Annotated in this window: 12 protein-coding genes; 2 read left to right on the top strand and 10 right to left on the bottom strand. The window is 35.5% G+C overall.

What is annotated here, in order from left to right; translation table 11 throughout:
* Positions 1–11 precede the first annotated feature (11 nt).
* From tsaB to rpiB, 7 genes are all read right to left on the bottom strand, one after another.
* Positions 12–698, bottom strand: a complete 687-nt coding sequence (tsaB, locus tag J2T03_RS13505) for a tRNA (adenosine(37)-N6)-threonylcarbamoyltransferase complex dimerization subunit type 1 TsaB (protein WP_307211782.1) — start codon at positions 696–698, stop codon at positions 12–14.
* Between the two features lie 83 nt (positions 699–781).
* The gene (locus J2T03_RS13500; RefSeq protein ID WP_307211780.1) at positions 782–1,531 is read right to left on the bottom strand and encodes an SDR family NAD(P)-dependent oxidoreductase; all 750 of its coding nucleotides are present in this window, start codon (positions 1,529–1,531) and stop codon (positions 782–784) included.
* A 49-nt stretch (positions 1,532–1,580) separates the two neighbouring features.
* Complete coding sequence (locus J2T03_RS13495; RefSeq protein WP_307211778.1) at positions 1,581–1,952, bottom strand: YraN family protein; 372 nt, start codon at positions 1,950–1,952, stop codon at positions 1,581–1,583.
* A gap of 45 nt (positions 1,953–1,997) precedes the next feature.
* Entirely contained in the window at positions 1,998–2,933 is a 936-nt protein-coding gene (locus J2T03_RS13490; RefSeq protein WP_307211775.1) for a S66 peptidase family protein, read from the bottom strand.
* A complete protein-coding gene (locus tag J2T03_RS13485) occupies positions 2,930–3,616 on the bottom strand; it encodes a LysE family translocator (RefSeq protein WP_306841085.1) in 687 nt (228 codons plus the stop codon). The genes J2T03_RS13490 and J2T03_RS13485 overlap by 4 nt, the downstream gene beginning before the upstream one ends.
* A gap of 65 nt (positions 3,617–3,681) precedes the next feature.
* Complete coding sequence (rnr, locus tag J2T03_RS13480; protein ID WP_307211773.1) at positions 3,682–5,835, bottom strand: ribonuclease R; 2,154 nt, start codon at positions 5,833–5,835, stop codon at positions 3,682–3,684.
* Positions 5,836–6,265: 430 nt separating this feature from the next.
* Positions 6,266–6,700: a ribose 5-phosphate isomerase B gene (gene rpiB, locus J2T03_RS13475; RefSeq protein WP_307211771.1), complete on the bottom strand. Its 435-nt coding sequence runs from the start codon at positions 6,698–6,700 to the stop codon at positions 6,266–6,268.
* A gap of 554 nt (positions 6,701–7,254) precedes the next feature.
* Between rpiB and J2T03_RS13470 the strand changes: the two genes are divergently transcribed.
* Positions 7,255–8,445: a phosphoglycerate kinase gene (locus J2T03_RS13470; RefSeq protein ID WP_307211768.1), complete on the top strand. Its 1,191-nt coding sequence runs from the start codon at positions 7,255–7,257 to the stop codon at positions 8,443–8,445.
* Between the two features lie 105 nt (positions 8,446–8,550).
* Entirely contained in the window at positions 8,551–10,407 is a 1,857-nt protein-coding gene (locus J2T03_RS13465; RefSeq protein WP_307211766.1) for a hypothetical protein, read from the top strand.
* A gap of 158 nt (positions 10,408–10,565) precedes the next feature.
* Here the strand turns inward: J2T03_RS13465 and J2T03_RS13460 are convergent, their stop codons facing one another.
* From J2T03_RS13460 to ybeY, 3 genes are all read right to left on the bottom strand, one after another.
* Complete coding sequence (locus J2T03_RS13460; RefSeq protein ID WP_306841076.1) at positions 10,566–11,387, bottom strand: class I SAM-dependent methyltransferase; 822 nt, start codon at positions 11,385–11,387, stop codon at positions 10,566–10,568.
* Positions 11,388–11,502: 115 nt separating this feature from the next.
* Complete coding sequence (gene mnmG, locus J2T03_RS13455) at positions 11,503–13,365, bottom strand: tRNA uridine-5-carboxymethylaminomethyl(34) synthesis enzyme MnmG (protein ID WP_306841074.1); 1,863 nt, start codon at positions 13,363–13,365, stop codon at positions 11,503–11,505.
* Between the two features lie 150 nt (positions 13,366–13,515).
* The gene (gene ybeY / locus J2T03_RS13450) at positions 13,516–13,935 is read right to left on the bottom strand and encodes an rRNA maturation RNase YbeY (RefSeq protein ID WP_306841072.1); all 420 of its coding nucleotides are present in this window, start codon (positions 13,933–13,935) and stop codon (positions 13,516–13,518) included.

Below are 13,935 nucleotides of genomic sequence, written 5' to 3'. Positions count from 1 at the left end.
ATTTTTTATGGTCATATAGAATCTGAAGATTTCTTTTTCTTTACCCCATGGAAATCTTTGAGATAGAAAGGTTCAAAGTAGGCAATATCTTCAACCTCCTTCTGATCAATCTTTTCTATCGTCCTTTTGATCAGATATTGTGCAGAAGGGTAGACATCATCCTTAAACTCTGCATCCGGAAGATTCAGGATCTCTTTTGCTTTCTTTGCCCCGTCTCCCACAAAAACCACTTTTTTATCTTTTAATTCCCCGAAAGAAGTTTCATCTAAAATTTTGGCTTCGGTTGGTGAAAGTTCTTTTCCTGTCTCACCGTCATAAAGGGCCGTATAAACCTCCATTCTCCTCGCATCGATCAAAGGCACTATATAATCATATTTTTTGCCTAAAAAAGGCTCTATCATGCTTTCCAAAGAATTCACCGCAATTAACGGAACCTTCAGTCCATAGCAGAACCCTTTTGCGGAAGCTGCCCCTATTCTCAATCCGGTGTAAGAACCGGGACCTTTGCCTAAGGAAACGGCCTCGATATCTTTCATAGTAAGGCCCGCCCCCTCCAATGCCCATTCTACAAAGGTATGGAGGCTTTCAGACTGTTTATAGTTTTCAGAAACTTCTTCACAGAGGCATAGGAGCTTTTCATCGTCTGAAATAGCTACAGAGCAGTTCTTGGAAGAGGTTTCGAGATATAGAATTTTCATCTCTTTTTATTTTAAGCTGATTGCAAAATTACGAAAGGTAATATTGCTTCCGAATATTCTGCAAATTTATGCCTTTATTTTAACTATTTTCTGTGGATCGTTCTCGGCTCACTCTGCGCACTAGGATAAATGGTCATATCCGATACCATCACATGTTTTGGAGCATTGACGCAGTAAGCAATAGCATCAGCAATATCTTCTGCCTTTAAAGCTTCATATCCCGCATATACGGTGGAAGCTCTTTCACGGTCCCCTTTGAATCTGACAATGGAGAAGTCTGTTTCTACCGCACCCGGCTGAATATTGGTCACTTTGATCCCAAATTCGGTAAGCTCAAGACGCATTCCTTCAGAAATTACATCAACTGCTTTTTTAGTCGCACAGTAAACAGTTCCGTTGGCATAAGTCTGCCTTGCAGCAACTGAACTAATGTTTACAATATGTCCTGAATTACGTTCTTTCATAGAAGGAATGATCATTTTGGAAACATATAAAAGACCTTTTACATTACCATCAATCATAGAATCCCAATCATCTGTCTCCCCGGCAGAAAGAGGATCCAAACCGTGTGCATTTCCTGCATTATTGATAAGAACATCAATTGCTTTCCATTCTTCAGGCAGGGAGCTTATTGCTTTTTCAACCTCTCCAAGATTCCTTACATCAAAATCTAAACTAAATATTTCGGTAAATTGAGAAAGCTCGGTCTTTAAGGATTCCAAAACTTCGTTTCTCCTTCCACAGATAATGATTCTGTTTCCCTGTCTGGCTAAAAGCTCTGCTGTAGATTTTCCTATTCCGGAAGTGGCTCCGGTGATGAGTATTGTTTTCATTGTATTGTAAAATATAATTGTACAAAGTACCTTAATACTTTATACTTTTTTAGTTTGCATCCAATGCTTCAAAAGCATCCGTTATATGTTCAATTGTAAGTTTCTTTTTTTCATCGGCAAGAACAGAGATAATATCAAACCTCACTTCATTGTTCCTGCTAAATTCTTCAAGATAATGGTTGGCTGCCATAACGATAGACTTAATTTTTGTCTTAGTAACCGCTTCCTGAGGCAGCATAAAAGCATCTGTAGAACGTGCTTTAACTTCTACGATAATAATTAAACCTTCTTTTTCAGCAATAATATCGATCTCAGCTTTCTGAAACCGGAAATTTCTCGTAATAATTCTATATCCGTTTTTCTGCAGATATTCAGCTGCAAGGTCTTCCGCTATTTTTCCAAAGTCATTGTGATCAGCCATCTTTTGAGTTTAAGAGTTTAAGAATCGGAGAGTGTTGAATAAATATCAAATTAAAAACTCAATCTTAACCTTATCTCCAATCTGCATTTTAACTTTCCCTCCTATAACTAAAGGTCTGTTATCTTTAATATGCCCATTCGGAAATCCGAAAACAGCTGGGAATTTATATTTTGAGATTCTATCGGAGATTAGTTTGCAGGCAAATTCATCGAAGCTTTCTTCGTAACTTTTATTCTCTTTTTCATCGCCCATATTGGTCATTCCGCCAACGACCAATCCTTTTATTTTATTGAAAACTCCCGCTAATTCCAGAGTCATGATCATTCTATCCAAGGCATAAAAATTTTCTCCGATATCTTCAATAAATAAAATCTTATCCCTGAAGTCAAAAGAATACTTGGTTCCCAAAAGGGCATAAATCAGGGCTAAATTTCCTCCAACCAATTCACCTTCAACATTCCCTGTTTTATTAAACTCATGGGATTTTAAAGCATATTTGGGTCTTTTCCCTTTTAAAATATCAAAAACCAGATCATAGCTTTCCTCTGTTACTCCAAAGCTGGATGTTTTAATGGTTTGTCCATGGATAGAAGCAAAACCTTTTTTCAATAAATAACTTTGAATAACAGTATTATCGGAATAACCGATGTACCATTTCGGGTTTTCTGTAAAATTTTTCAGCTTTAAATGCTGAACCAGATGCTGACATCCGTAGCCGCCCCGTGAGGCCCAGATTGCTGAAATATTTTTATCATTTAAAGCCCAGTTGATGTCTTTAATTCTTTCCTGTTCTGTACCGGCATAATTATATCCATTTGAATATTTAGTATAAAGATGTTCGCCAAGAACAGGTTCAAAACCCTTGTTTTTGATCATTTCTATTCCCTTTTCAAGCTGAGTAGTGTCTACGGCTCCGGCTGGGGAAATAACGGCTATTTTAGCCCCTTTTTTAAGGGCTTTGGGGAATATTATTTTTTTCATTCTGTTTTTTGATACTTGATTTCTTTTTTCTCAGCTTCTTCTAAACGCCTGTCAAATTGATTAAATTTCTTAAAGCTCTGCAAAAAGATGAAGAAACTGAAAACAATAAGAATCCCGCCAACGATTCTCCGGATCTGATTGGCAAGCTTCTGAGTAAGTTTATCGTGAAATTGTTTTGCTAAGAATATTTTGGCCAGGTCAATACACAAATAGGTACCGATGACGATGCTCACATACAGTATAAAACTGCTGGTATCAGGGTATTGATTCCTTACAGAGATTACTGTAACCAGCCAGAAAAGAATAACCCCTACATTTAAAAGATTAAAGAAAAAACCATTGAAAAACGTTTTAAAATAGTTTTGTCCAATGATCTTTTCTTCACCCGGCATATGCATTTTGGTCCTGGTGACCATCATGACGATCCCGTATACAAAAATAAGTATAGAAGTAATTCTGTAAAACCCGGGATGTTTATCTATTAAAGTAACAATATCCGCACTTGCATAATACGCAGCAACAATGCATAATAAATCTGCTGTAATAACTCCGAGATCCAGTGCCAGAGCATGTCTTGGCCCTCTGGTAAAGCTGGTTTCAATTAAAAGGAAAAAAATAGGTCCTATAAAAACCAGGCTCAGCATAAATCCTAAGATAATAGCAGATAGTACAAGTTCAAACATTCAATAGTATTTTAAATGAAAAAAATTTCATCCCATTAAATACAAAGTTAGACTTTATGATTTAATTAATCAACAATCTTAAAGTCTAACTGCTTTTGAATAAGGTTGGCTTTTACTACTTTAATCTGCACCTGGTCTCCTAATTGATATTTTTTGCCGGTTCTGCTACCATATACGGCATGGGTTTTTGCATCGTATGAATAGGAATCATCCACAAGGTCTCTTAATTTAATCAAACCTTCGGCACCGTTTTCAGGGATCTCAACCCAGAAACCGAATTCTGCCACACCTGAAATAACGCCTGTGAATGTTTCTCCAAGGTGCTTTTCCATAAATTTCACCTGCATGAACTTAATGGAATCTCTTTCTGCATCGGCTGCAAGTCTTTCCATAGAACTGCAGTGTTTTGCTTTGTCTTCAAGTTCTGCCTTGCTCGGAGATTTTCCTCCATCAAGATAGTGCTGTAAAAGGCGGTGGGCAAGAAGGTCGGGATAACGTCGGATAGGAGAGGTGAAGTGGCTGTAATATTCGAAACCTAAACCGTAGTGCCCGATAGGCTCTGTAGAATATACGGCTTTGCTCATACTTCTCATGGCCAGCGTTTCAATCATATTTTCTTCTCCTTTTCCTTTGACATCCGAAAGAAGCTTGTTTAAAGATTCTGCAACTTTCTTGGTATTGTCAAGGTTCATTTTATATCCGAAAGTAGAAACAAAATCTCTTAATGCTTCCAGCTTTGCAGGGTTTGGATCGTCGTGAATCCTATAAATAAAGGTATTGTTTGTCACACCTCCTTTATTGTTTAATGAAACAAATTCAGACACCTTTTTATTGGCTAAAAGCATGAATTCTTCGATCAGGTGATTGGAATCCTTACTTATTTTGAAGTATACTCCGATCGGCGAGTTATTTTCATCCAGATTGAACCTTACTTCACTTCTATCAAATGTAATTGCCCCATTCCTTACCCGTTCATCACGCATAATTTTGGCTAACCTGTCAAGGGTATTGATTTCTTCTGCAAGATCTCCCTGACCTGTTTCTATACGTTCCTGAGCTTCTTCATAAGTAAATCTTCTGTCTGAATGAATCACTGTTCTTCCAAACCACTGTTTCTGGATTTCTGCTTTATCATTCAGCTGGAAAACTGCTGAGAATGTATACTTATCTTCATTCGGGCGAAGTGAGCATACATCGTTGCTCAAAACTTCCGGAAGCATCGGAACCACACGGTCTACAAGGTATACGGAAGTTGCTCTGTTATACGCTTCATCATCCAGGATCGTTCCTGGAACTACATAATGAGAAACATCGGCAATATGCACACCGATCTCCCAGTTTCCGTTTTCTAATTTTCTTATTGAAAGCGCATCATCGAAATCTTTTGCATCTTTAGGGTCAATAGTGAACGTACAGATATCACGCATATCCCAGCGCTTTGCAGCCTCTTCATCGGTGATTCTTCTGTCGATTTTATCCGCATCAAGCTCAACTTCCTGTGGAAATTCGTAAGGAAGACCGTATTCTGCAAGGATAGAGTGGATCTCTGTTTCATGTTCGCCCGGAGCTCCAAGAACCTGAATGATTTCTCCCTCAGGATTTTTATCACCCGGCTTCCATTCTGTCATTTTTACAACCACTTTATCGCCGTTTTCTGCTCCTCCGAATTTAGTTTTAGGAATAAAAATATCAGTATTGATTGTTTTTTTATCACAAACTACAAATCCAAAATCTTTATGGGCAACCAGCTGGAATGTTCCTACAAATTCTGTTCTTGTTCTTTCCAGAACTTCCAGAACGGAGCCTTCCAGTTTTTTCCCTTTGAAATGATAGGTTACAATCAGGACCTTATCGCCCTGCAATGCATCTTTTACGTTCTTAGAGTGAATAAAGATATCATCTTCTATTCCTTCCACACTAACGTAGGCGTTGCCGGACTGGTTGAAATCAATGGTTCCCGTCAGGGTTCCCTCAATTTTCAGATTAATGATATATTTTCCTTTTTCCACCTCTTTGATTTTTTCAGAACCCTGAAGTTTGTGAAGGGCCTGGATCACCAGTTCTCTCTGGCGTGGATTCTTATAATCTATTCCGTCCGCGATTTGCTTATAATTATAAATCTTTGACGCATTCGTATTCATGAAACGCAGGATCAGTCTTCCGATCTCTATGAGTTTCTGCTCGTTTTTATGGCTTATATATTTACCTTTTCTTGGCATTTTTAATATTATTTAATTGTTATTAATTGTAATAATTCTTATTTTGAAATCTTTGTAACGTAGTTTTTTTAAATTCAAATAATAAATAAATTACCCGGTAGGGCTTCTATTTTTATTTCTTCCTCTATACTAAGAGGCATTTGAATACAATCGTTTTCAGGAATTATTACCTTTTATGGTTATTGTTTTACATTTTCTTTATTAATTCAACAGCATCAATTTTCTTTCCAATTTATTTACAATGGAAACTTTAGCCTGTTAAAATTACTACAAATATGGAGAAGAGGGGAGAAAAACCTTTGAATAAATATCTTTAAGTATTTCAGGTTTGGTATGGAAATAATAGAATGGTAATTTCTATTAGCTGCTGCAAATGTACAAAATAAAAAATAAATAAGGCCTGCAATTTGATTTACAGGCCTTTATATTTTTAGCAAACAGCAATTTTATCAACTCTGTTTTGGTGTCTTCCACCTTCAAAATCTGTGGAAAGAAATTTCTCTGCAATTTCTATAGCCACTTCCTTAGAGATAAATCTTGCGGGCATGGAGATCATATTGGCATCATTATGCTGTCTTGCCAGTACTGCAATCTCCGGCATCCAGCAAAGTGCACATCTGATTTTCTGATGCTTGTTAGCTGTGATCTGGACTCCATTTCCGCTTCCGCAGATCAATATTCCCAATTCATTTTCCCCGTTTTCAACTGATGTGGCAGCAGGGTGAACAAAGTCAGGATAATCCACACTGTCTGTGGAAAACGTTCCAAAATCCTGAACATCAAACTTTTCTGAAAGATAGTTCTTAACAATCTCCTTGTATTCATAGCCGGCGTGGTCTGCAGCAATAGCTATTTTTCTTTTCATAATACCTGTATTAAGTCTTTTTAGATTTTATTTCATGACAAAGGTAAGAATAATAACAAAGTCTGTTAGTTAATCCGTGGTAATTTGTGAAAAGGTATGTGAATAACTGTGGAAAACTTTTTTCAACTTTCTATTTTTAAAGATGAATTTATTTCGTAATGGGAAATGTATTTGAAAATTTTAACCACAACTTTCAAAATGTTTTCTCCATTTAATCCAAAGTTTTTCCATAATTAAATAACTAATAATGGATTTGTGGCAAAATTACTCACATCTGTTAATAAGTCTGTGAAAAGACAGATTTACAAGATATTACAATGTGAATTAAATATGAATTGAATAAAAATTATTTGTTACCAATTATTTTGATAAAACTTATCCCCGAAACTAACAATACTCAACAACAACTACATTATTCTTTTCTTTTAAAGAGAAAAAATTGTTGATTAGTGGGTGACTGGGTTGGGGGAAAGTTTTCAGAAAGTTTTGTTTTATTGGTTCTCTTGAAAATGTTTAAAAGCTTACATTTGTGAAACGAAAATTCAAAGATACTTATGAAAACAATCAATGATTTCAATTTTAAAGACAAGAAAGCTCTGGTAAGAGTGGACTTCAATGTTCCGCAGGATGATCAGCTTAAAGTGACAGACAATACAAGAATCGCAGCTGTAAAACCTACAGTTGAAAAAATACTTAACGACGGAGGTGCTGTAATTTTAATGACTCATCTTGGGAGACCTAAAGGCGAAGTAAAAGATGAATTCTCTCTTAAGCATATCGTAGATGAAGTTTCCGCTGTTCTTGGAAAGGAAGTTAAGTTTGTGGATGAATGTATCGGAGAAAAGGCTGAAAAAGCCGCCTCTGAGCTTCAGCCTGGAGAGATCTTACTATTGGAAAATCTTCGTTTTCATAATGAGGAGGAAAAGGGAGATGCCGGATTTGCTGAAAAACTTTCAAAACTTGGGGATGCTTTTGTAAATGATGCATTCGGTACAGCTCACAGAGCACACGCTTCTACAGCTGTAATAGCTCAATATTTTAATTCAACTAAATTTTTCGGTTTATTAATGGCAAAGGAATTACAGGCTATTGATAAAGTTTTGAGAAAAGGAGAGAAGCCTGTAACTGCAATACTTGGAGGCTCTAAGGTTTCAACTAAAATTACCATTATAGAAAATATACTTCCGGCAATAGATAATCTGATCATCGGCGGAGGGATGGCATTTACTTTTATTAAAGCTTTAGGCGGAAAAATAGGGAACTCACTCGTAGAAGAGGATAAGCTTCCTTTAGCTCTTGAGATTTTAGGAAAAGCTAAAGAAAATAAAGTTAAAGTATATCTTCCTTCTGATGTTATTATTGCAGAAGCTTTTAATAATGATGCTGAAAGAAAAGAAGCGGATATTTATGCAATTCCTGAAGGATGGATGGGACTTGATGCAGGTCACAAATCTAGAGATCAGTTCAATGATGTATTGCTGAATTCACGAACAATTCTTTGGAACGGACCGATCGGGGTTTTTGAAATGTCAAACTTTGCAGGTGGAACAGTTGCTTTGGGAGACAGCATTGCTGAAGCTACAAAATTAGGAGCATTCTCTTTAGTGGGAGGAGGTGATAGTGTTGCTTTTGTGAAGCAGTTTGGTTATGACGATAAAGTGAGCTATGTTTCTACAGGAGGAGGGGCGATGCTTGAAAGTCTGGAAGGTTTGGAACTTCCGGGAATTGCTGCTATTAATAAATAGTATATCAAATAATAATTATAGAGTCTGCTAATTTTTAGCAGACTTTTTTATACGTCAAGTTTTGGCGTTTGCGTAATATATATTTGCTTACTAAATTAAAATATTATGCTTACAACAAATGAATTTTTCGTGTTATTATCTGGTTCAGCTGATAACTTTGTACAATTGATTGACTCGAACACAGGGGAAATTGTTAGCTTCAAGAAGGTAAATACATGGATTGACGGAACAGGACTTGTTATCAATGATTCAAGGGTATTAAACGATCAGGTTATTTACCGTACAAGAGGTAATGAATTTTATGTAAATACGGTTGTATTTTCGTCTAAAAGAGTATATATAACAGCTTTTGGAGCAAAATCTTCTTATAATGAGGATCAGAGAGCTTTTATTCAGCATGCATTTGATGTATGTTCTGAACTAGGTTTAAAACTTGTATTTCCAAGCGGACATTTCTTGATTAAAAGCTTTAATTCATCATCTGAAAATATTTTTGAATTGAGATCAGGCTTGGATGTCGAGTTTGAAGACTACAGTGTAATTAAGCTTGATGCCTATTTTAATGATCGTGCTTTTGTATTATTTTCTGGTGTTACAGCTGATTCTTCTCCTTTATATAACATTGCTTTTAAAGGGAAAGGTATTATTGATTTTGGCGGTGATGTTTCTAAAATGAGATCTTTATATCTAAACAGAGTAGGCTTTGAAGGAGGAAATTGTACTAATGTACTCATTGATGGTTTATATTGGACCAATGGTGATTTACGGAATTGTATAGGTGTAGGAAAAGGAAATTCGGGAGGTAATGTAACGATAAGGAATTGTACCTTTGACAATCTGGCAACAGGAACTAAAGAAATTAATCATGATCATTCCACTATTTATGGAAATGTTGATTTTTTATCGGTTCATAATAATGTTTTTATAGGTAACAGGCTCATGAGTCTGATTGGCTGTGCGTGTGAAATCCATGGCAATTATTCATCATTTGATAATAATAAAGTTTACGATTATACAAGGATGAATTTCGTTGCTTCTTATGAAAGTGAAAGAAAAGATATTACAAATATCAGCATCACTGATAATATTGCTGATATTACAAATACTGCTGTTTATTTTTGGTCTGATGTTAATTCCTTAATTTCCAATGTTTTGATAAGCGGAAACAATATCAGACATAAGCATATTGAAGGAGAAACCCAGAACTATAATGGGCATCAGGGTTTATTAAGTATTCTGAATAAGGGTGGGAAGTATGAAAGAATTGTAGCAAAAGGCAATTCATGCCATATACTTTATACCATAGGAGATCATCTGAGATATGCAGCTGATATTTTTGCCGGGGTAGAGGTCCTGGAAATCAGTAATAATAATTTTGTAGGTCATTCTTTAGGCTTTCTTTTTGATAAAGAGGAATCAAATGTATTGGGTGAGTATTCTTTTGTGAAAATTTTCGGAAATACTTTTACTTCTTTATCAAAATTGGTTACTTTAAATGCTGAAAAAGTTACTCATAGCTTAATTTCTGATAATTCATCATCTCTTGAATCAAATAATTTAAAAGATTTAATTGAAATCAACAGTAATGTAATCCAGTCTACGACGATCAGAAACAATATTTATCTAAATAATAATCCAAGTATAGAATTTACGCCTTCTTCCGTTTTTAAAAGTGATTCTTCAAATAAAGCACGGTATGTTCTTTCTTTGGTTGATACCCCGGTTCCGACAATCAATGCTAATGGTTATGGTTTTATGACCCCTGTGATTTCAAATGATCATAAAAGGGTAGGAGGAGTGTATACAATTCAGCCAACTTATCCTTTCAATGAACTTTTTTTCCATGCGGTTACTTTCGGAAAGGGAGGGAGTGCTAATGTTGATTTTAAAGTTGATAATATTACATCTTCAACTTTTCCAGCTAATAATTTATTGAAAAGTAATATTGTAGTTGATATGTAAATATTCTGTTTTAAAAAATCCTACTTAAAATTCGAAATATTTAGAAAGCTTAAATTTAATGTCAAAAATAAAAACTCAGGAAAATTTCCTGAGTTTTTTGATTTTCATCTTGAAATTGGTGAAAATTGACCTTCATAAATAGCTTAAAAATCGATTTTCTATCTTTTTTCGATAATATATATCAAACTAGAAAATTCGTTCGAAAAAAGTGCCTTTACGTTAGAAATCGTTCCGTAGATGACTGCTTTTAGCCAAAAAAGAGGTGATTTTTTATATTTTTCGCTCAGCATGGAGATGTAAAAGGAGTCAAGGACTAAAGGTTTAATTTTTCTCATTTTCCAATCCGGTTTCTTAGAAATTAAATTTTCCATGCCATTTTTGGAAAAATGATAAATATGTCTCGGTACATCATAAGCTGCCCAGTATTCTTTATAATGTTTTGCATCATAGGAAGTAGGGTTGGGAACAGCAATAATGAGGAGTCCTTTATTTTTTAATTTCCTGTGAAAAATTTCAAGCATCTCATCCTGATTTTCTACATGTTCAAAAACATGCCATAAAGTTATAGCATCCAGACTGTGGTCCTGAATAATGTTGATATTATCAATTACAGTTGCTTTGGATATTTTACTGAGAGCTGCTTTTCTGGCATCGGCATCAGGCTCAAAACCCAAAGCCTCGAAATCGTTTTCTATATATTTTACAAATTCTCCGGCACCGCAACCGTAATCCAGAACTTTTGCTCCTTTTTTTATTCTGTCCGCGAGAATATTTTTTTTGTATTGAAGATTAAAAGACTGTAGGAATTTATAAAGCTTTTCTTTAAAACTCCCTGAATCCTGATGATGGGAAATATAATCTTCGCTTTCGTAATATTTGGAAATATTGGATGGAATAGGAGAGGTTTTGAAAACCCCTTTTGTTTCTGTTTCTTTTATTTCAAATATTTCCTGTGAAAGAAAATGATCCTTTATTCTCATTGAATTAATAACTAGATATTTTAAAATTAAGGTATTTGTTATTGAATTTCAACGCGTATAAATACCTTAATTTTTGCTTTTATTTTAAAAATGTTTCACGTGAAACATTTTTGATTTAACGACCTAAATAGACTAGTAAAACGTTTATATCAGCTGGAGAAACACCACTGATTCTGCCTGCTTGTGCAATAGTTTTCGGTCTTACATTAGACATTTTCTGTTTTGCTTCTGAAGAAAGGCTTGAAAGGCTTTTATAATCGAAATCTTCCGGAATTTTTATATTTTCCAGGCGGTTAAGTTTTGCTACATTTTCTTTTTCCTTTTCAATATAACCTTTGTATTTGATATTAATCTCGGCCTGTTCTCTTACTTCATCATCATATTTTGATGAAAATTCTTTGATAATATCAATAGTATCAAGCTTTTCCAGTGTAATATTTGGTCTGGTAAGAAACTGTGATGCTCTGTAAGCCTGATCTACGGGATTGCTGTCAATGGTTTCCAATATTGGATTGATAACACCTGGTTTTAAAGAAGTTTCTCTTAAAAAATCTTCAAGTTCCTGACTCTTAGTTACTTTCGTTTCTACTTTTCTTAATCTGTCTTCTTTTGCAAGGCCTAGATGATAAGCTTTTTCAGTTAGTCTGATATCTGCATTATCCTGCCTTAATAGAAGTCTGTATTCTGCACGGGAAGTAAACATTCTGTAAGGCTCTTCAGTTCCTTTCGTAATTAAATCATCAATTAATACTCCGATATAGGCTTCATCCCTGTTCAGTATAAAATCTTCTTTTCCGTGTACTTTATTGTGGGCATTAATTCCGGCAATTAAGCCTTGACCGGCAGCTTCTTCATATCCTGTAGTTCCATTGATCTGACCTGCAAAATATAAATTGTCAATCAGTTTTGTTTCTAAAGTATGTTTTAATTGGGTAGGAGGGAAGTAATCATACTCAATGGCATAACCGGGACGGAATACTTTTACATTTTCAAATCCGGGAATATGCTTCATCGCTTTGATCTGTACGTCCTCAGGAAGAGAAGAGCTGAATCCGTTTACGTAGATCTCAACAGTTTTCCATCCTTCCGGTTCTACGAAAAGCTGGTGTCTGGTTCTTTCCGCAAAACGGTTGATTTTATCTTCTATACTTGGGCAATATCTTGGCCCTAAACTCTGGATTGTACCATTAAACATCGGGCTTCTGTCAAAACCTTCACGTAAAATATCATGTACCGTTTCATTGGTATACACGATATGACAACTTAATTGTTTTGTTAATTTCGGAGTATCTGTATAGCTGAATTTTTGAGGATTTTCATCTCCTTTCTGTTCTTCCATTTTAGAATAATCCAAGCTTCTTCCGTCTACGCGGGGAGGAGTTCCTGTTTTCATTCTTCCTGCTTCAAAACCTAAGCTTACCAATTGTTCTGTAATTCCGAATGCTCTTGGTTCGCCCATCCTTCCGCCTCCCAATTGTTTATCACCAACGTGGATTAATCCATTAAGAAATGTTCCGTTAGTTAAAACAACTGATTTACTTTTTATCTCAATTCCTAAAGAAGTAATAACTCCGGTTACTTTATTATTTTCTACAATAAGCTGTTTCACCATATCCTGAAAGAAATCAAGATTGGGTGTATTTTCTAATGCAAGTCTCCATTCTTCTGCAAAAAGCATTCTGTCATTTTGGGTTCTTGGAGACCACATCGCGGGGCCTTTGGAAAGGTTCAGCATTTTGAACTGGATAGCGGATTTATCTGCTACAATTCCGGAGTAACCTCCCATAGCATCAATCTCTCTTACGATCTGTCCTTTTGCGATTCCTCCCATTGCCGGGTTGCAGCTCATCTGTCCGATGGTCTGCATGTTCATCGTAACAAGCAGGGTTTTTGAACCTAGGTTCGCGGCCGCAGCTGCAGCTTCACAACCTGCATGTCCTGCACCTACTACGATTACGTCATATGTATCTGAAATCATTTTTATATTGCTTATTTAAAGCCTTTAATTTTAATATTTTCTGTGAATGTTTCACGTGAAACATTTTTAAAGAATGAGCTCTAGATGAGCTTTTATTGTGACTGTAATTGAATGCTTTATGAATAGTTCTTTAAGTGATTCTTCAATTTATTAAGGATTTAATTCCTTAAACTTAGCCAAATATAAATCTTCCATTCTCCTCATCTCTTTCTCTTCTGCTTCAGTCTTATCTTTGTATCCTGCGAGGTGAAGGATCCCATGGGCTAAGACCCTTTTTAATTCTTCTTCGTAATCTCTGGATAGGGTAGAAGCATTGTCTGAAATTCGCTGCAAAGATACGAAAATCTCTCCGCTTATTGTTTTCCCTTTTACATAATCGAAAGTGATGATGTCGGTATAATAATCATGCTGCAGATAATCCTGATTGATCTTAAGCAGATATTCATCATCGCAGAAAATATAATTGATTTCGCCTAGTTTTTTTCCTTCTGAAAGAATAATATCTTCCAGCCATTTTTGATAATCTGTATTCACAGATTCCTGTAAATTTTCGTAAAAGAATTGTATCAT

The sequence above is a fragment of the Chryseobacterium lathyri genome, from assembly GCF_030812195.1.
Lineage (GTDB): Bacteria > Bacteroidota > Bacteroidia > Flavobacteriales > Weeksellaceae > Chryseobacterium > Chryseobacterium lathyri_A.
This window is presented reverse-complemented; position numbering and strand designations above follow the sequence as displayed.